General features: G+C 71.1%; 17 protein-coding genes. 7 read left to right on the top strand and 10 right to left on the bottom strand.

Annotated features, from left to right (window positions below):
- Positions 1 to 31: 31 nt before the first annotated feature.
- A complete protein-coding gene (locus QSK39_RS22395) occupies positions 32 to 976 on the top strand; it encodes a threonine/serine dehydratase (RefSeq protein ID WP_285479721.1) in 945 nt (314 codons plus the stop codon).
- On the opposite strand, the gene QSK39_RS22400 is transcribed toward QSK39_RS22395, so the two are convergent.
- The 6 genes from QSK39_RS22400 to QSK39_RS22425 form a co-directional block, all read right to left on the bottom strand.
- Entirely contained in the window at positions 930 to 1,439 is a 510-nt protein-coding gene (locus QSK39_RS22400) for a hypothetical protein (protein ID WP_285479722.1), read from the bottom strand. The genes QSK39_RS22395 and QSK39_RS22400 overlap by 47 nt on opposite strands.
- Positions 1,336 to 1,749, bottom strand: coding sequence for an LLM class flavin-dependent oxidoreductase (locus QSK39_RS22405; RefSeq protein ID WP_285479723.1), 414 nt, complete (start codon positions 1,747 to 1,749; stop codon positions 1,336 to 1,338). The genes QSK39_RS22400 and QSK39_RS22405 overlap by 104 nt, the downstream gene beginning before the upstream one ends.
- Positions 1,750 to 1,839: 90 nt before the next feature.
- Positions 1,840 to 2,670 (bottom strand): peptidoglycan-binding domain-containing protein, encoded by an 831-nt coding sequence (locus tag QSK39_RS22410; protein WP_285479724.1) that lies wholly within the window; start codon positions 2,668 to 2,670, stop codon positions 1,840 to 1,842.
- 70 nt (positions 2,671 to 2,740) lie between these two features.
- On the bottom strand, positions 2,741 to 4,876 hold the full coding sequence (locus tag QSK39_RS22415) for a heavy metal translocating P-type ATPase (RefSeq protein ID WP_285479725.1): 2,136 nt from the start codon (positions 4,874 to 4,876) through the stop codon (positions 2,741 to 2,743).
- On the bottom strand, positions 4,873 to 5,751 hold the full coding sequence (locus tag QSK39_RS22420; RefSeq protein ID WP_285479726.1) for a DUF8832 domain-containing protein: 879 nt from the start codon (positions 5,749 to 5,751) through the stop codon (positions 4,873 to 4,875). Before QSK39_RS22420 ends, QSK39_RS22415 begins: the two co-directional genes overlap by 4 nt.
- Positions 5,748 to 5,951 carry a heavy-metal-associated domain-containing protein gene (locus QSK39_RS22425; protein WP_285479727.1) on the bottom strand — a complete coding sequence of 68 codons (204 nt, stop codon included), beginning with the start codon at positions 5,949 to 5,951 and terminating at the stop codon, positions 5,748 to 5,750. Before QSK39_RS22425 ends, QSK39_RS22420 begins: the two co-directional genes overlap by 4 nt.
- A 351-nt stretch (positions 5,952 to 6,302) precedes the next feature.
- Here QSK39_RS22425 and QSK39_RS22430 point away from each other — a divergent pair, with 351 nt between their 5' ends.
- The 3 genes from QSK39_RS22430 to QSK39_RS22440 all read left to right on the top strand — a co-directional run bounded on the left by QSK39_RS22430 (position 6,303) and on the right by QSK39_RS22440 (position 8,109).
- A complete protein-coding gene (locus tag QSK39_RS22430; protein ID WP_285479728.1) occupies positions 6,303 to 7,355 on the top strand; it encodes a C40 family peptidase in 1,053 nt (350 codons plus the stop codon).
- A gap of 63 nt (positions 7,356 to 7,418) precedes the next feature.
- Positions 7,419 to 7,841, top strand: a complete 423-nt coding sequence (locus QSK39_RS22435; RefSeq protein WP_285479729.1) for a hypothetical protein — start codon at positions 7,419 to 7,421, stop codon at positions 7,839 to 7,841.
- A gap of 67 nt (positions 7,842 to 7,908) precedes the next feature.
- Positions 7,909 to 8,109 carry a DUF3072 domain-containing protein gene (locus tag QSK39_RS22440; RefSeq protein ID WP_285479730.1) on the top strand — a complete coding sequence of 67 codons (201 nt, stop codon included), beginning with the start codon at positions 7,909 to 7,911 and terminating at the stop codon, positions 8,107 to 8,109.
- A 139-nt stretch (positions 8,110 to 8,248) separates the two neighbouring features.
- Here the strand turns inward: QSK39_RS22440 and rho are convergent, their stop codons facing one another.
- Positions 8,249 to 9,310 carry a transcription termination factor Rho gene (gene rho, locus QSK39_RS22445; protein ID WP_285479731.1) on the bottom strand — a complete coding sequence of 354 codons (1,062 nt, stop codon included), beginning with the start codon at positions 9,308 to 9,310 and terminating at the stop codon, positions 8,249 to 8,251.
- A 243-nt stretch (positions 9,311 to 9,553) separates the two neighbouring features.
- Here rho and QSK39_RS22450 point away from each other — a divergent pair, with 243 nt between their 5' ends.
- Positions 9,554 to 10,075 carry an ATP-binding protein gene (locus QSK39_RS22450; protein WP_285479732.1) on the top strand — a complete coding sequence of 174 codons (522 nt, stop codon included), beginning with the start codon at positions 9,554 to 9,556 and terminating at the stop codon, positions 10,073 to 10,075.
- A gap of 431 nt (positions 10,076 to 10,506) precedes the next feature.
- Here the strand turns inward: QSK39_RS22450 and QSK39_RS22455 are convergent, their stop codons facing one another.
- Both QSK39_RS22455 and QSK39_RS22460 read right to left on the bottom strand, forming a co-directional pair.
- Positions 10,507 to 10,719 (bottom strand): hypothetical protein, encoded by a 213-nt coding sequence (locus tag QSK39_RS22455; RefSeq protein WP_285479733.1) that lies wholly within the window; start codon positions 10,717 to 10,719, stop codon positions 10,507 to 10,509.
- A gap of 42 nt (positions 10,720 to 10,761) precedes the next feature.
- A complete protein-coding gene (locus QSK39_RS22460; protein WP_285479734.1) occupies positions 10,762 to 11,934 on the bottom strand; it encodes a glycoside hydrolase family 64 protein in 1,173 nt (390 codons plus the stop codon).
- A gap of 326 nt (positions 11,935 to 12,260) precedes the next feature.
- On the opposite strand from QSK39_RS22460, the gene QSK39_RS22465 reads away from it, so the two are divergent.
- Positions 12,261 to 13,157: a glycoside hydrolase family 16 protein gene (locus tag QSK39_RS22465; RefSeq protein ID WP_285479735.1), complete on the top strand. Its 897-nt coding sequence runs from the start codon at positions 12,261 to 12,263 to the stop codon at positions 13,155 to 13,157.
- Positions 13,158 to 13,174: 17 nt separating this feature from the next.
- A complete protein-coding gene (locus QSK39_RS22470; RefSeq protein WP_285479736.1) occupies positions 13,175 to 13,669 on the top strand; it encodes a methylated-DNA--[protein]-cysteine S-methyltransferase in 495 nt (164 codons plus the stop codon).
- Here QSK39_RS22470 and QSK39_RS22475 read toward each other — a convergent pair.
- Positions 13,666 to 15,879: an extracellular catalytic domain type 1 short-chain-length polyhydroxyalkanoate depolymerase gene (locus QSK39_RS22475; protein ID WP_285479737.1), complete on the bottom strand. Its 2,214-nt coding sequence runs from the start codon at positions 15,877 to 15,879 to the stop codon at positions 13,666 to 13,668. The genes QSK39_RS22470 and QSK39_RS22475 overlap by 4 nt on opposite strands.
- Positions 15,880 to 15,890 lie beyond the last annotated feature (11 nt).

The raw sequence follows: 15,890 nt of genomic DNA on the forward strand, positions 1-15,890 counted from the left end.
CTTACGGCGGCCCGCGCGCATGCTGGTGCGCATGATCAGCACTTCGGATGTCGAGCGGGCCGCCGCCCGGATCGAGGGCCACGTCCGCCGGACGCCGGTGTTCGCCGACGACGGCGTGTGGTTCAAGCTCGAGCAGCTGCAGCACACCGGGTCGTTCAAGGCGCGCGGCGCGTTCAACCGGATCATCGCGGCGGGTGAGCTTTCGGCGGCCGGGGTGGTGGCCGCGTCGGGCGGTAACGCCGGGCTCGCCGTCGCTTACGCCGCAAGGGAGTTCGGGGTGGCCGCGCGGGTCTGCGTCCCGGCGACCGCACCGGCGGTCAAGGTCGCCAAGCTGCGGCAGCTGGGCGCGGCCGTCGAGCTGGTCGGCGAGAAGTACGCGGACGCCTACGACGCGGCGGTGAAGGACGCGGCGGACCGCGGCGCGCTCTTCTGCCACGCGTACGACCAGCCGGAGATCTGCGCCGGCCAGGGCACGGTCGGTCTCGAGCTGCTGGCCGACGTCGACGGGCTGGACACGATCCTGGTCGCGGTGGGCGGCGGCGGCCTGCTGGCGGGCATCGCGGCGGCGGTCGAAGGCCGGGCGCGCGTGGTCGGCGTCGAGCCGCACACGGCGCCGACGCTGCACGCCGCGCTGGCCGCCGGTGAACCGGTGCCGGTGGAGGTGTCCGGCATCGCGGCGGACTCCCTGGGTGCTTCGCGGCTCGGCGACATCGCGTTCGCGGTCGCCACCCGCACCGGCGTGGGCTCGGTGCTGGTGGACGACGCGGCGATCGCCGAAGCCCGGGCGGCGTTGTGGGACCGCTACCGCCTGGCGCTCGAGCCCGGCGGAGCGACGGCGTACGCCGCGCTGTCGACCGGCGCCTACCACCCGGCGCCGGGGGAACGCGTCGCGGTCCTGCTCTGCGGCGCGAACACCGACCCGGCGACGCTCACTTCCCCGACAGCCGCTCCACCAGCGGCGCGAACTCCTCGATGAAGGCGCTGTTGACGCTGACGTAGGAGACGCCGAGCTCGTCGCGGCGCCGTTCGAGCTCAGCGGCCATGTCGTCGAGGCTGCCGCGGATCATGGTGAGCGAGTCGTGCTCGCTGAGGGTTTCGGCATCGACCCCGATGAACCCCCGGATCCACGGCGGCACCTGCTCCCCGACGACGAAGATGTTCAGCGCGAACTCGATGTCCCGCTCGCCGGCCGCGGTGTTGATCTCCTCGACGTAGCCGGTCATCTCCTCGCGGGTGGTCAGGACGCCCCCGGCGAGCGTGACGATGTCGGCTTTCGCTCCGGCGAGCCGCCGCGCTTTCGGGCCGCCCGCGGCGACCATGACGGGGGTGTGCGCGTCACCGTCGAGCCGCCGGACGTGGTCGATGGTCTCGGAGATGGAGTCGAGCCGCTCCTGGCCCGAGCCGTAGGGCAGGCCGAGCTCTTCGGCTTGCTGCCGCATGGTGGGCAGCCCGGTCCCGAGCCCCGAGTTCGAACCGGTTGCCGGTGACGACGGAGAGGGAGTGCGACTCCCAGGCTGCGGCCCGCGCGGTCCGCAGCGGGCTGGCCAGGACGAAGGAGCCGACCTTGAGCTCGGTGGTGACGGCCGCGGCCGCCGCGAGGGCGGCGGTGGGGGTGGGCAGGTTGAGGTTGTCGGGGCAGAGCAGGGTGGAGTACCCGAGCTCCTCGGCGCGGCGCGCGGTCTGCAGCCACTTCGCACCGCCTTCCGTCGCGCCGGCGACCACGCCGAACCGGAACGGTTTCTTGGACATCGAAGCACCCCCGGGTAGTTGGTACTTCGATCAAACCACCGCGGAGCCCGGCCGTGCCAGCGCCGCGGTGGTTCGCCGATCCCCCGGGGATCACCCCCGCTGGTACTCCTCCCAGGTGACCTTCGGCACCGAAGGCCCGTCGTCGGCCCCGCGCCCGGCGAGCCCGTTCATCCCCAGGTAGTAGTCCCCGGTCTGGTGCTGGGCCCCCGACGAAAGATCCGGGTCCGAAACGGCCTCGGCGTGGACGTGGTAGGCGAACCCCTGCGCCGGAGTCCGGTACCACGCGGCGAACCCGACCTGGCGCAGCGCCTTGATGAAGTTCGTGCGGGTCGTCGACGACATGCCGGACACCGAGATGTCCATCGCGCCGCCGCCGTCGTGCGTTCCCGCCGACGCGTCGACGCCGCCCGGGTTGTACGACCCCTGCGTCAGGCTGACCGTCGTGCCGGTGAGCCTTTCGGCCTCCAGCAGCATCGCCTTGGTGCGGGTGTTGATCGTGACGCCGCGGTAGGACACCCGGCTGCCCGCCGAAACCGGCGAAGTCACCGTGTACCGGCCCTCGCCCAGCTTCTCCAGCGACGTCTTGCCCGGCAGGCCGGACGCGTCGATCCCGGTGTACCCCAACGACTTCTGGTACTGCGAGTACGCCGTGATGGTCGTGGTGCCGAAGTACCCGTCGACGTACGTCGCGGCCAGCAGGCCCTTCGCCTGCAGCGCCTGCTCCACCAGCAGCACGCTGTCGTGCGCTCCCGGGGTCTGGGTGTCGTCGGCCCGGCGGGGGTCGATCTGGGCCGCCTTCAGCACGGCCTCCATGTTCGCCGTGGGCAGCGCCGTCGTGGCCGCGGGCTCGGCCTGAGCCGGTGCGGCCACGGCGAACGCCGCTGCGGTGAGTGCCGTCAGCACGGCGGCCTTCGTGAACATCCCTGTCCTCCACTGGTCGGAATCCGTTGCTCCGCCAGCATCACCCGGCCCGGTATAAAGACCGTACAAATCACCCGGCCCGGAAGCCACGCAGGCGCAGGCTGTTCGTGACGACGAAGACCGAGCTGACCGCCATCGCCGCCCCCGCGAGCATCGGGTTCAGCAGGCCCGCGGCCGCCAGTGGCAGCGCCGCGACGTTGTACGCGAACGCCCAGAACAGGTTGCCCTTGATCGTGCGCAGCGTCCGGCGGGACAGGCGGATCGCGTCGGCCGCCGCGCGCAGGTCGCCGCTCACCAGGGTCAGGTCGGCCGCCTCGATCGCGACGTCGGTGCCCGTTCCCATCGCCAGGCCCAGGTCGGCCCGGGCGAGCGCGGCCGCGTCGTTGACGCCGTCGCCGATCATCGCGACGACCTTGCCGTCCTCCTGCAGCCCGCGGACGACGTCGGCCTTGTCCTTCGGCAGCACCTCGGCGATCACGCGCTCGATGCCGACCTCGGCGGCGACCGCACGGGCGACCACGGCGCCGTCCCCGGTGAGCAGCACCGGGGTCAACCCGAGCCCCCGCAGCCGGCGGACCGCCTCGGCGGACGTCGGCTTGACGGTGTCGGCCACGGCCAGCGTGCCGCGGACCTCGCCGTCCCAGGTCACCGCGACCGTGGTCAGCGCGCTGCCGGAAGCGGCCCGCCCGACGGCGACCTTCCGCCCCTCGACGACGCCTTCGACGCCCAGCCCCGGCGTGCTGCGGAAGTCCGCGACGGACGGCAGCGTTCCGAAGCGCTCCCGGGCGGCGTCCGCGATCGCGCGGGCGACCGGGTGTTCGGACGCGGCTTCGACGGCGCCCGCGAGCCGCAGGACCTCGCCGTCGCCCTCGACCAGCGTCATCCGGCCGGTGGTCACGGTGCCGGTCTTGTCGAACACGACGGTGTCGACGCGCCGGGTGGACTCCAGCACCTCCGGCCCCTTGATGAGGATGCCGAGCTGCGCGCCGCGGCCGGTGCCGACCAGCAGCGCCGTCGGCGTCGCCAGGCCCAGCGCGCACGGGCAGGCGATGATCAGCACCGCCACCGCGGCGGTGAACGCGGCCGACGGCGTCCCGCCCGCGCCGAGCCAGAAGGCGAGCGTCGCCACGGCCAGCGCGATGACGATCGGGACGAAGACCGCCGAAACGCGGTCGGCGAGCCGCTGCACGCGGGCCTTGCCGGTCTGGGCCTCCTCGACGAGCCGGGCCGTCTGGGCCAGCTGCGTGTCGGCGCCGACCCGGGTGGCGCGGACGACGAGCCGCCCGCCGGCGTTGACCGTCGCGCCGGCGACGGTGTCGCCCGGCCCGACCTCGACCGGCACGCTCTCGCCGGTGAGCAGGCTCGCGTCGATCGCGGACCCGCCGTCCTCGACGACGCCGTCGGTGGCGACCTTCTCCCCCGGCCGCACCAGGAACCGGTCGCCGACGGCCAGGTCACCGATCGGGATCCGCCGCTCGCCGCCGTCGCGCAGGACGGCGACGTCCTTCGCGCCCAGGTCCAGCAACGCCCGCAGCGCGGCGCCGGCGCGGCGCTTCGACCGGGCCTCGAAGTAGCGGCCGGCCAGGATGAACGTGGTGACACCGGCGGCGACCTCGAGGTAGATGGCACCGTCCCCGGCCATCCGCTCGATGGTGAATTCGAACGGGTGCTTCATGCCCGGCAGGCCCGCGCTGCCGAACAGCAGCGCGTACACCGACCAGCCGAACGCAGCCAGCGTGCCCATCGAAATGAGCGTGTCCATCGTGGCGGCGCCGTGGCGGAGGTTGGCGAACGCGGCGCGGTGGAACGGCCACGCGCCCCACACCAGCACCGGCGCGGCCAGGGTGAGCGAAATCCACTGCCAGTAGGTGAACTGCCACGCGGGCACCATGGCCAGGGCGATCACCGGCACCGACAGCACGGCGGAACCGAGCAGGCGCTGCTTGAGGGGGTCGCCCTCCGGGACCTCGTCCGGTTCGGCCTGGGGCAGTCTCGCGCCGTAGCCCGCCGCTTCGACCTGCGCGACGAGGTCCTGCGTGCCGACCTCGCCGCTGTAGACGACCTTCGCCTTTTCCGTCGCGTAGTTGACGGTCGCCGTGACGCCGTCCAGCTTGTTGAGCTTGCGCTCGATCCGCGCCGCGCAGGACGCGCAGGTCATGCCGGTGATGGCGAGCTCGACGTTCTTGGCTTCCAGCTGCAGCGTCACGGCCGGTCCCCTTCCCCGGTGGGCACGGTGAATTCGGCGGTGCGGACCTGGTCGCCGTGGCGGAAGTCCAGGAACAGCCGGTAGGTCCCGGCCGACGGGACCTCGGCGATGAACGTCACGGCCGCGCCCGCGCGGCCGTCCGGGTGGACGTGCAGGTACCCCAGGTCGCCGCCGCGCAACGCGACGAGGTGGCCGTACGCGCCCAGGTAGGGCTGCAGATCGGTGACTTCGCGGCCGTCCTTGGTGACCGTCGCGGTCAGGCGGGACGAGCGGCCGGGAACGAGGTCGCCGTCGAGCCGGACGCGGTAGCCGTCGACGTCGGCGGTGCGCGACGGCGCGTGCTCGACCGGCTGGAAGAGACCCGGCGCGACGAGGTCGACGCCGAGTGTCTGCGCCGGTCCCCCGGTCGGCTTGAAGTCGGCGAAGGCGCGGTAGCTGCCCGCGCCGGCGACCGTGATCGGCACGCTCCACGTGCCGTCGGCGCCGAGCTCGGGGTGCAGGTGCTGGTAGCCGCTGGTGTCGCGGCGGACGACGATGAAGTGCAGCCGCTTCTCGTGTTCGACGTCGTAGGCGGTCACGAGAGCACCGTCCGGGCCGGTGATCCGGAAGGTGAACTGCGTCGTGGCGCCCGGGGTGAGCGCCGGATCGGCGGGCGTGAGGGTGTAGCCGCCCGCGGCCGACGCCAGCCCGCCGGGCTGGTGGTCCGCGGCCTCCGCGACGGTGCCGCCGTGGACGTCCCCGTGCGCGGCGTCCTCGCCACCGTGCGCCCCGGCTTCGGCGGGGAAAGGACCGACGGCGGTGCCGGCGGCCCAGGCGCCGGCGGCGACCAGGGCGAGCGCCGCACCGTAGGCGGAGAGCTTCGCTGCCGTGTTCATGTCAGCCGGTACCCCGCTTCTTCGACGGCGCCGCGCACGTCGGCCGCGGAAAGGGCTTCGGTGCTGCTGACGGTGACCGCGCCGGTGGCCAGTTCGACGGTGACGCCGGTGACGCCCCCGAGACCGCGGATTTCCTCTTCGACCGAGCGGGCGCAGTGGTCGCAGGTCATGCCCGTGACGGTGTAGGTCGTGTCTGCCATGCCTCATGGATACCCTAGGGGGGTAGGGTAAGCAAGCGTGGTCACGACATGTAATCCCGGTCACAGTGGTTTCGGTTACCACTGGTCCAGGCGTGTTTCTCCTCGTCACGGAGAGTTCTCAAGGGGGTTCCCTGGACGGTGCCGTGTTCGTTTCGTAACCTGTTCGAGATCTCGCGGCCCCCGGTCGTCGATGAGACGGCGACGCGAGATCGCCGCCGATACCCCCTGCTGGGTACCGGACCCCACCGCGTGCTCTTCCTGTTGCGGTCGAGCACGCGCCGGACACGGCGAGGCCCCCGACTCGCCCCGGTGCCCGACGGCGGCCGATCAGCAAAGGAGACCCGCGCGAGAATGCGTTCGCATCCCGTCAAGCGCGTGGTGTCAGGTGCGCTCGCCGCTGCCTCGGTGATCACTGTCGTCACCATGGCCCAGGCGCCGGCCACCGCCGCCCCCATCTCCGTCCTCCAGGCTCCCCCGACCGGGTCCGACGCCCTGGCCAAGTACCGCGACCTCTCGGCCCAGGCCGAGAAGCTCAACGAAGACCTGCTCAAGGCCCAGGACGACCTGACCGCCAAGCAGGGACAGCTCGACAAGGCCAACGCCGACGTCACCGCCGCCAAGGACGCGGGTGCGGGGGCCATCGAGGCGAAGAAGAAGTACCAGACGCAGGTCGACAAGTTCGCCGGCGCGTCGTTCACCAGCGGCGTCCAGTTGAACAAGCTGTCGGCCCTGCTGGCCGGCACGTCGACGCAGGACTTCCTGGACCGCTCGGCGGCCCTCGAGGTCATCGCGACCGACAAGAACTCCGCGATGGACAACCTCAGCAGCGCGGCCGAGCAGGCCACCGCGGCCGAGAAGGCGGCGACGGACGCGGCGAAGCGGGCGACCGACGCCCGTGACGCGGCCGCCAAGCTGGCGTCGGACATCGAGGGCAAGAAGAAGAACCTCCAGGCCCAGATCGACCAGATCGAGGCCCAGAGCAAGACCCTCAGCACCGCCGACAAGACCGCCCAGAAGGACACCGGCGGCAAGGCCCCGACGGTCAAGGCGGCCTCCTCGGCCGCGCAGAAGGCGGTCGACGCGGCGCTGAGCAAGCTCGGCAGCGCCTACGTCTACGGTGCCACCGGGCCGTCCACGTTCGACTGCTCGGGCCTGATGCAGTGGGCCTACAAGCAGGCCGGGATCACCCTGCCGCGGACGTCGTCGGCCCAGGCGGGCTTCGGCACGTCGGTGCCGCGCGACCAGCTGCAGCCGGGCGACCTCGTCGCGTACTACTCCCCCGTGTCCCACATCGGGATGTACATCGGCGACGGCAAGATGGTCCACGCGCCGACGAGCGGCGACGTCGTCAAGATCTCGCCGCTGCTGAAGGAGTACGCGGGAGCGACGCGGCCGACGGCCTGACGTTCGATCGCCAGTGCCCCGTCCGGGAGGTGTGGAACCTCCCCGGCGGGGCACTCTGCGTCCATGGCCGAGAACGACGAAGTCGACCGGCCGACCTCGGACGCGGTCGGCAAGGTCACCGAAGCCTTCGAGACGGTCGAACGCGCGCGAGGTCACCTCTACGCGTTCCACCAGATGACCGGCAGCGCGGACCTCCTGTTCGAAGACGCCGCGAAGATGCTGCGGGACGCCGGCCACGCCGGGTGGGCGGACCGGATCGACGACGAGCTGATCGGGCTCAACGTGCTCCCGGAACGCTGGACTTTCCAGGTCGTCGAGGAGTACGACGACGGCTACTACCGCACCACCCGCGAACTCACGCGCCAAGTGCGGGAGGGCCTGACGGGCGGCCGCCGCCACGCGCAGGAGCAGCGGATGAAGGACGAGCGCCGCACCCGCGGGCGCCCGGGCCACGAAGCGGGCCCGCCGAGCACGCCGCCCTCGTGATCGGAAATTGTCGGACCGCTGCGCTAGGGTCGAACCCGAACGAACAGATGTTCGATGGGAGGCTGTGATGACGGATCAGGTGGAGCCCAATCCGGAGAAGGACCCGAGCGACTGGACCACCGGCGACGAGCCGATGACCGGGCCGCAGAAGTCGTACTTGCAGACGCTGGCCCAGGAGGCCGGCGAGGAGGTGCCGGACGAGCTGACGAAGGCCGAGGCCTCGGCGCGGATCGACGAGCTTCAGCGCACGACCGGGCGGGGCAGCTGAGGGCGAGCGCCGCTCGTGGCGGGGCAGCTGAGGGCGAGCGCCCCTCAGGCCGCGGCAGCTGACGGCGAGCGCCGCTCAGGCCGCGGCAGCCGAGGGCGTGCGCCGCTCTCAGGCCGCGGCGGCTTAGGGCGAGCGCCGCTCAGGCCGCGAGAGGGAGCGTGGCGCCCGTTACGCGGAGCAGGAACTCGGCGTTGGAGCCCGTCTTGCGGAGCTGGTCGAGCAGCTGCTCACTGGCTTGCGGGCCCTGCAGCGCGCGGCGGACCTCGCGCATCGCGGCCAGTTCTCCCGGTGTGACCAGGAGTTCTTCGCGCCGGGTGCCGGACGCGGTGAAGTCGACCGCCGGGAAGATGCGGCGCTCGGCGAGCTTGCGGTCGAGTTTCAGCTCGGCGTTGCCGGTGCTCTTCAGCTCTTCGAAGAACACCGTGTCGGCCAGTGAACTGGTTTCCACCAGCGCCGACGCGACGATCGTGAGCGAGCCGCCGCCTTCGAGGTTGCGGGCCGCGCCGAGGATGCGCTTCATCGGCTGCAGCGCGGCCGCGTCGACGCCGCCGGACAGCGTCCGGCCGGATGGGCGGGCCGAAAGGTTGTACGCGCGGCCGAGGCGGGTCAGCGAGTCGAGGAGCAGCACGACGTCTTCACCGCGCTCCACCAGGCGTTTCGCGCGCTCGACGGCGAGTTCCGCCACGGCCACGTGTTCGGCGGGCGGACGGTCGAAAGTGGACGCGATCACCTCACCGCGCATGGTCCGGCGCAGCTCGGTGACCTCCTCCGGACGCTCGTCGGCGAGCAGCACCATCAGCCGGCATTCCGGGTGGTTGACCGCGATGCCGTGGCCGATCTCGCGCAGCACGGTGGTTTTCCCGGCCTTCGGCGGGGAAACGACCAGCGCGCGCTGCCCCTTGCCGAGCGGGGTGACGAGGTCGATGACGCGCGGCAGCAGGCGCGCCGGCGTGGTTTCGAGCAGCAGCCGCTGGTCCGGGTGCAACGGGACCAGGTCGGCGAAGTGCGGACGCGGCTCCGCCGGGTCGGCACCGTTGACGCTGGCGATTTCTTCGCCCGCGCCGGTGATTTCGTCGCCGGGACGCAGCTTGTGCTTGCGGACGACGGAAAGCGGGAGCCTGGTGTCGTCCGGGGCCGGCCGGTAGCCGGTGCGGACGAAGGGGGTTTTTCCTGACAGGTCAAGGATTCCGTGAAAAGACATGAGTGTTCTCCTGATGAGGGTTCGGTCCACGCGAACAGCGGGACCGGAGATGAGGAAGAAGGCCGATCGGCCTGGATCCGGGAGCTTCCTCCGGGCGGCCGACGGGCCGACATCCGCGAGGAGCACCTTTACGTTAGCGCGACGTCACGGAAAGCACAACGGGTAAGACCCGGTGGCGTTGGGTAGCTCTCCAGAGGAAGCCCTGAGCACGGGGGAAACCACGGCGGACGATGGGAGCGGATCGTGTACCGACACACCCCGGAACCTGGCCTCGACGTGGGCGAGGCCACCGACGCCGACCAACCGGGGACCACGTCCCCGGCGCGCACCCGCGCCGGCGCCGTGGTCACCTCGACGTTCGAAGAGCTGGCGCCCGCGCTGCCGAACGAGATGGCGGACCTGCGCCGCAAGCTGACCCGCTGGCTGGGCGAGCTCCCACTCGACCCGGCGAGCACGCACGACATCACGCTGGCCACGTACGAGGCACTGGCGAACGTGGCCGCCCACGCCTACCCGGACGGCCACGGCTGGGCCCGCCTCCAGGCAGCCCGCACCGGCGACGCGGTGACCATCACGGTGACGGACACGGGTTGCGGCATTTCGGCGACCCGCCCGCGCCAGGCAGGCCTGCGCACCTCGGGTGGCCGGGGCCTGGTGCTCATCGACAAGGTGACGGACCAGTCCGACATCGACACGAGCGCCGACGGCACAACGGTCCGCATGACCTGGCGCCCAGCGGCACTGAGGGATCAGAACCCGGCCTGACCGGGCGACATTCGAGCGGGTTTGCGCAACCACCGGAGTTGCGGGGTGAGATTGTGCAACCACCGGGGTTTCGGGTGACTTCGCGCGACCACTGCGGTTGCGGGCGAGTTTGTGCGCCCACCGAGATTGCGGGTGGCCGGTGCAGCCGAGCGCAGATGCTTACGCAGCAAGCGTTGCACGCAGAGGACTTTGCCCGGCGACGGCTTGCACGACACAGGCTTCGCACGGCGACTTGCGCCGGCTGGCCGGCAGACCGACCGGCCAGCACCGAATGTCCGGGCGCGGGATCTTCGTCGTCGCGAGCTTCGCGACGAACCCGAACTGGCCCTGTCCCGCAACCGGCATCCCCGCAGGGCAGCGAAAGCGGTTCAGCTCGCTACAACAGCCGAATCCGCCCCGCCATTCCCCCAGTGTCCTACCTCACAACCCCCTCAGGCCGCTCCGGCCAGCCGGACCAGCCGGTTCCGCGGGTACGAAACCAGTTCCCTCTCCTCGTCCGTGGTGAAGATCTCGACGGAGTCCTCCCGCAACTCCGCCGAGGTCACCTGCAGCTGCCACGCGGGCAGTCCCGGCGCCGGCTCGTGCCAGAACCACTGGCCCTTGGTCAGCTGGTCCGCCGGGACCGTCGCGTCGTCCGTGTTCATGCCATGAGGCTAGCCGTCACCACCGACAGTTTTCGCACTGCCTCAGCCGTGCGCCGCGTTGACCGTGAGCGTCAGCACCTCGGGGTCGCCCGCGAAGACCGCTCCGCTGAAGTCCGGGCCCGGGCTCACGTCGTCGTACGGGAACGCGTACCCCCTGTTGTCCGGGAGTTTCGAGTGGACGATGCGCGCGTAGTGGTTGGTCACGTCGCCCTGGTAGAACTTCGCCGGGTCCTCGCCCGTGGGCTGGTTCGGGTTGTCCAGCAACGTCGTCCGGTTCAGCGCCGCGGCCAGGCGGGGGACGATCGCCTTGCGCGCGTCGCTCGCGCCTTCCGCCAGCGCGAACGGGCCGCTGTCGCAGCTCCACACGTCCGCCGTCGCCGGCTTGGCGAACGACTCGGCGCCGAACACCAGCTGGTCGCCCGAGACGCGGCCCGTGAACGTTCCCACGCCCGGGTTCTGCGAGTCGACGACCAGGTCCGTGCCCGCGTACTTCTGCCACACCTGGTCGATGTAGGCGTCGAGGTAGCCGCCGAACTGCGTCGCGTGGTGGTGCGGGGACAGCACGCGCAGGTTGCCGCTGCCGCCCGTCTGCACCAGCCCGCCCCATTCGCCGCCCAAAGCGGTCAGCGCCGAGGCGATCTGGTCCAGAGAACCAGCAGGCAGCCCGTTGACCGTTGACGTACCGGATCCGGACGTGGTCAGGGAAAGTCCCATCGGGATGCCGACGAAGTCGACGTAGCTGATGTTGGCGAACAGCTGCGTGTCGTTGAACGTGAACTCGCTGAACGACCAGTTCTTGCCGTAGTTCGCGTCGCCGGAGTTGAGGAAGCTCGGGTGCACCAGGTTCGGGCCCGGGTCGAGGAAGAAGTCGAGCTTCGCGTCGGTGACGACGTAGATGCGCGCGCCGCCCATCTTGGGCACCGACACCTGCGCCCCCGAGGCGATCGGGATGGCGCAGTCCTCCGGCAGCGGCGTCGTCGGTGCCGACGGCGAGTCCGGGTAGTACGGCGTGCCGTCGGCACGCAGCAGCACCAGGCGCCCGTCCGGCGTCGTGCCGGTGACGTAGGCGTACACGGTGCCGGAGCCCGAGTTGTTGACCAGCTTGAGGCCGAACGTGTCCGGCGTCGCGGCGTAGGCGGACCGCGCGAGGGGCAGCGCGGTGGCCGTGGCGAGCGTCGCCGCCGTGAGGCTGAGGAACGAGCGACGGGAGATCATGGTGTCCTCCACGTTGAGGATACGGCGGAGTCCATAATGGACGTCCGAGGACGGTTCGCAGGGATTCGTTGTGGACGTCAACAAACTATGACTCCACTTTCGTTACCTGGCAACCCTTCGAAAGAAGGTCCAGACCACCGCATCAGCCGGCCCGCGCGTTGCCCCGCCGCGGCGAATTCCAAACGCGACTCCCCCGGGACTGCCCACGGGTACCGGGTGCGGAGTACTTCCGGGCACATCCCTTGACGCGGGCGCGAACCGGCGGTGACAGTGGACGACCTCGCAGGTCGTGGACGGCCCCATTCCCCTCAGGAAGCGAGACCTCCATGCGCACCGTCAAGCGGCTCACCGCCGTGCTGGCCACGTTGTCCTTCGTCCTGGCCGCCGCTCCGGCCCACGCCGCCGACGAGTGGACCACCGTGTTCCAGGACGACTTCGACGGCGCCGCCGGCACCGGCCTCAGCGCCCAGGACTGGCTGTACGACACGGGAACCGGCTACCCCGGCGGCGCGGCCAACTGGGGCACCGGCGAAATCGAGACGGCCACGAACTCGACCGACAACGTCTACCACGACGGCGCCGGCCATCTGGCGATCAAGCCGCTGCGCGACGCCGCGGGCAACTGGACGTCCGGCCGGATCGAAACGCAGCGCACCGACTTCGCCGCCCCCGAAGGGGGTCAGCTGGAGATCAGCGCGACGCTCAAGCAGCCCTCCCCCGCAAGTGGCCTCGGCTACTGGCCGGCGTTCTGGGCGATGGGCGCCGACGCCCGCCCGGTCGGCGCGACGAACTGGCCGAGCATCGGCGAGCTCGACATCATGGAGGACGTCAACGCCCTGAGCAAGCACTCCACTACTTTCCACTGTGGACAGTGGCAGGGCGAGTGCCACGACCCGGACGGCATCACCAGCGACCTGCAGGACTGCGCCGGCTGCCAGGACGGCTACCACAGCTACTCCGTCGTCGTGGACCGGCGTGACGCCGCGGCCGAAGAGCTGCGCTTCTACCTCGACGGCAACCAGACGTTCGCGGTGAAGCAGAACCAGGTGTCCGACGCGACCTGGAAGGCCGCTGTCGACCACGGCTTCTTCGTCATCTTCGACGTCGCGATCGGTGGCTCCTACCCGAACAAGGTCTGCGGGTGCACCTCCCCGAGTGCGGACATCACGCCCGGCGCCGAGATGAGCATCGACTCGCTCTCGGTGAAGACCAGCCAGGGCTGACCCGTAAGCTGAGCGCCATGAAGCACGCCGTCATCGCGTCACCGATCGGACCGCTGACCCTGGTCGGCGACGGCACCGCGCTCATCGGCCTCTACTTCGACGGCCACCTGCGCACGCCCCGCGTCACCGATCTCGGACCTCGCGTGGACGACGGTTTCGAGGCGGCGGAGCAGCAGCTCGGCGAGTACTTCGCGGGCACGCGGCGCGAGTTCGACCTCGAACTCGCGCCGCGCGGCTCGGCGTTCGAGAAGCAGGTCTGGGCGCTGCTCACGAAGATCCCGTACGGCGAGACCCGCACGTACGGGCAGCTGGCCGCCGAGCTGGGCGACCCCGGCGCCGCGCAGGCGGTCGGGAACGCCAACGGCTGGAACCCGATCAGCGTCATCGTGCCCTGCCACCGCGTGGTCGGCACCAGCGGCGGCCTGACCGGGTACGCCGGCGGCCTCGACCGCAAGCGGTTCCTCCTCAGCCTGGAGGAGCCGCCCGCGGACGAGGTCGGCCGGTTGTTCTAGCCCGCCGAGCAGGTCACGGTCGGCGCCGTCAGGTTCCCGCCGTGCTGCACGGTGAACCCGATGACGTTGCCGCTCCCGTTGGGCCGCGCGGTCAGCACGTACCCGGTGCTGTCCCAGGTGCCCGTGTAGTTCCAGCTGCCGATGACCTTCTGGGGTGCCGAGAAGGTCATCGTGAGCACCCAGGTGTTCGACCCGGTCACCGTCACCTGGCCGTTGAAGCCGACGTTCCACTCCGCCGTCTTGGCGTAGGTCCCGGTGCACCCGCCCGGCGGCGGGGTCGTGGTCGTCGTCGGTGTGGTGGGCGTGGTGGTCGGCGTCGGGGTGGTGCCGCCGTTCAGCGCGTCGAGCACCGCGGTGTAGGCGGCCTTCTTCTGGCCGTTGCCGTCGAACAGCAGCGGCGTGCCGGACGCCCGCCACGAGTCCGTGTCCCGGATGCCCCACACGGTGATGCCGGTGCAGCGCGCGACCGCGAGACAGGCGTTCGTGACCGTCCGGAAGTTGTCCGCCTGCGTGGTGCCCGACCCTTCGATGTCCAGCTCGGTGATCTGCACGTCCACGCCGAGGGCGGCGAAGCTCTGCAGGGTCGTCCGGTAGTTCGACGGCACCGGGCTGTTGGCGTTGAAGTGCGACTGGAAGCCGACGCAGTCGATCGGCACGCCGCGGGACTTGAAGTCCTGGACCATCCGGTACACGGCCTGGGTCTTCGCCTGGTTCCAGTCGTCGGTGTTGTAGTCGTTGTAGCAGAGCTTGGCGCCCGGGTCGGCCGCCCGCGCGGCGCGGAACGCCGCCTCGATCCAGTCGTCGCCGGTGCGCTGCAGGTTCGAGTCGCGCCGGGCCCCGGAGCTGCCGTCGGCGAAGGCCTCGTTGACGACGTCCCAGGCGTAGATCTGCCCGCGGTAGTGGGTCGCGACCTGGGTGACGTGGTTCAGGATCGCCGAGCGCAGCGCGGACCCCTCCATGCCCTGCATCCAGCCGGGCTGCTGCCCGTGCCAGGCCAGCGTGTGCCCGCGCATCCGGGCACCCTGGCTCGTCGCCTGGCTGACGATCCGGTCGGCGTTGCCGTAGCTGAACTGGCCCTGCGAGGGCTCGGTGGCGTCGATCTTCATCTCGTTCTCCGGGGTGATCATGGAGAACTCGCGGCTCAGGATGCCGGTGTAGACGCTGTCCGAGAGCTTGCCCGCCGAGACCGCGGTGCCGAAGTAGCGCCCGGTCCCGTTCGCCGCGCCACCCAGCGTGGTGCCGCCGGACGGCGGCGGAGAAGTCGTCGTCGTGGTCGTGCCACCGCTGTTCAGGCCGAGGAACGCGATCGCGTACGCCACCATCCCGTTCTGCGGCAGAGCGTGCCCGGCACCCTGGACGCTGATCCCTTCGACCGGCGCCTGCGTGCCGGTGGCGCCGTAGCGCGTGCGCGTCCAGCCGGACTGCGGAGCGTCACTCGACGACGGTGTCTGGCTCACCCCGCGCAGGTTCGTCCACTGCTTGATCTCCTCCCCGAAGTTCGGGTAGCGCAGGGTGTCGTCGGCGGTGCCGTGCCACAGCTGCATGCGCGGGTACGGGCCGGCCTGCCCGCCGCTCATCTGGCGGGCCTGGTCGCCCCACTGCTGGGCGGTCTTGACGAGCTGCCCGCCCGAGCACTGGCTGTTCCAGCTCGACCCGTCGGTGGTGGCGAAGCAGCCGGCGGGGACGCCCATGAACGCCGAACCGGCGGCGAAGACGTCCGGGTACTCCGCGGCGAGGACGTTCGTCATCATCGCGCCGGAGGAGAACCCGGTGACGAACACGCGGCCGGGATCGACGTTGTAGTGCTGCTTGGCGTAGCCGACCATCGACAGGATGCCGACCGGGTCGCTGCCGCCGCCGCGGGTGAGGGCCTGCGGTGAGGAGACGTCGAAGCACTGCCCGCTGCGCGTGGCTTCCGGGAACACGATGACGTACCCGTACTGGTCGGCCGCGGTGACGTAGTCGCGCGCGTAGCCGTTGAAGACCGCCGAAGCCGAACCGGTGCAGTAGTGGAGGGCGACCAGCAGCGCCGGGCGGGCCGCGACGTGGTCGGGGACGTAGGTGTACATGTTGAGGTTGCTGGGGTTGGTGCCGAAGCCGGTCACGCGGGTCAGCGTGGCGGCCGACGCGGGCTGCGCCGTGATCACCAGCACGATGGCGGCGGCGATCGACAGAACGGCGGCGAGGAGGGCGGTGCAGAGTCTTCGCACTCGAGTCAATC

This window comes from Amycolatopsis sp. NBRC 101858 (genome assembly GCF_030269325.1).
GTDB lineage: Bacteria > Actinomycetota > Actinomycetes > Mycobacteriales > Pseudonocardiaceae > Amycolatopsis > Amycolatopsis ponsaeliensis.

Bases quoted from the DNA above. Each gene is read 5' to 3' on its own strand.
- QSK39_RS22465 (WP_285479735.1), top strand. From the start codon at position 12,261: ATGCGCACCGTCAAGCGGCTCACCGCCGTGCTGGCCACGTTGTCCTTC.
- QSK39_RS22420 (WP_285479726.1), bottom strand. From the start codon at position 5,751: ATGAACACGGCAGCGAAGCTCTCCGCCTACGGTGCGGCGCTCGCCCTG.
- QSK39_RS22405 (WP_285479723.1), bottom strand. From the start codon at position 1,749: ATGTCCAAGAAACCGTTCCGGTTCGGCGTGGTCGCCGGCGCGACGGAA.
- QSK39_RS22440 (WP_285479730.1), top strand. From the start codon at position 7,909: ATGACGGATCAGGTGGAGCCCAATCCGGAGAAGGACCCGAGCGACTGG.
- QSK39_RS22400 (WP_285479722.1), bottom strand. From the start codon at position 1,439: ATGCGGCAGCAAGCCGAAGAGCTCGGCCTGCCCTACGGCTCGGGCCAG.
- QSK39_RS22395 (WP_285479721.1), top strand. From the start codon at position 32: ATGATCAGCACTTCGGATGTCGAGCGGGCCGCCGCCCGGATCGAGGGC.
- QSK39_RS22455 (WP_285479733.1), bottom strand. From the start codon at position 10,719: ATGAACACGGACGACGCGACGGTCCCGGCGGACCAGCTGACCAAGGGC.
- rho (WP_285479731.1), bottom strand. From the start codon at position 9,310: ATGTCTTTTCACGGAATCCTTGACCTGTCAGGAAAAACCCCCTTCGTC.
- QSK39_RS22430 (WP_285479728.1), top strand. From the start codon at position 6,303: ATGCGTTCGCATCCCGTCAAGCGCGTGGTGTCAGGTGCGCTCGCCGCT.
- QSK39_RS22460 (WP_285479734.1), bottom strand. From the start codon at position 11,934: ATGATCTCCCGTCGCTCGTTCCTCAGCCTCACGGCGGCGACGCTCGCC.
- QSK39_RS22435 (WP_285479729.1), top strand. From the start codon at position 7,419: ATGGCCGAGAACGACGAAGTCGACCGGCCGACCTCGGACGCGGTCGGC.
- QSK39_RS22410 (WP_285479724.1), bottom strand. From the start codon at position 2,670: ATGTTCACGAAGGCCGCCGTGCTGACGGCACTCACCGCAGCGGCGTTC.
- QSK39_RS22425 (WP_285479727.1), bottom strand. From the start codon at position 5,951: ATGGCAGACACGACCTACACCGTCACGGGCATGACCTGCGACCACTGC.
- QSK39_RS22470 (WP_285479736.1), top strand. From the start codon at position 13,175: ATGAAGCACGCCGTCATCGCGTCACCGATCGGACCGCTGACCCTGGTC.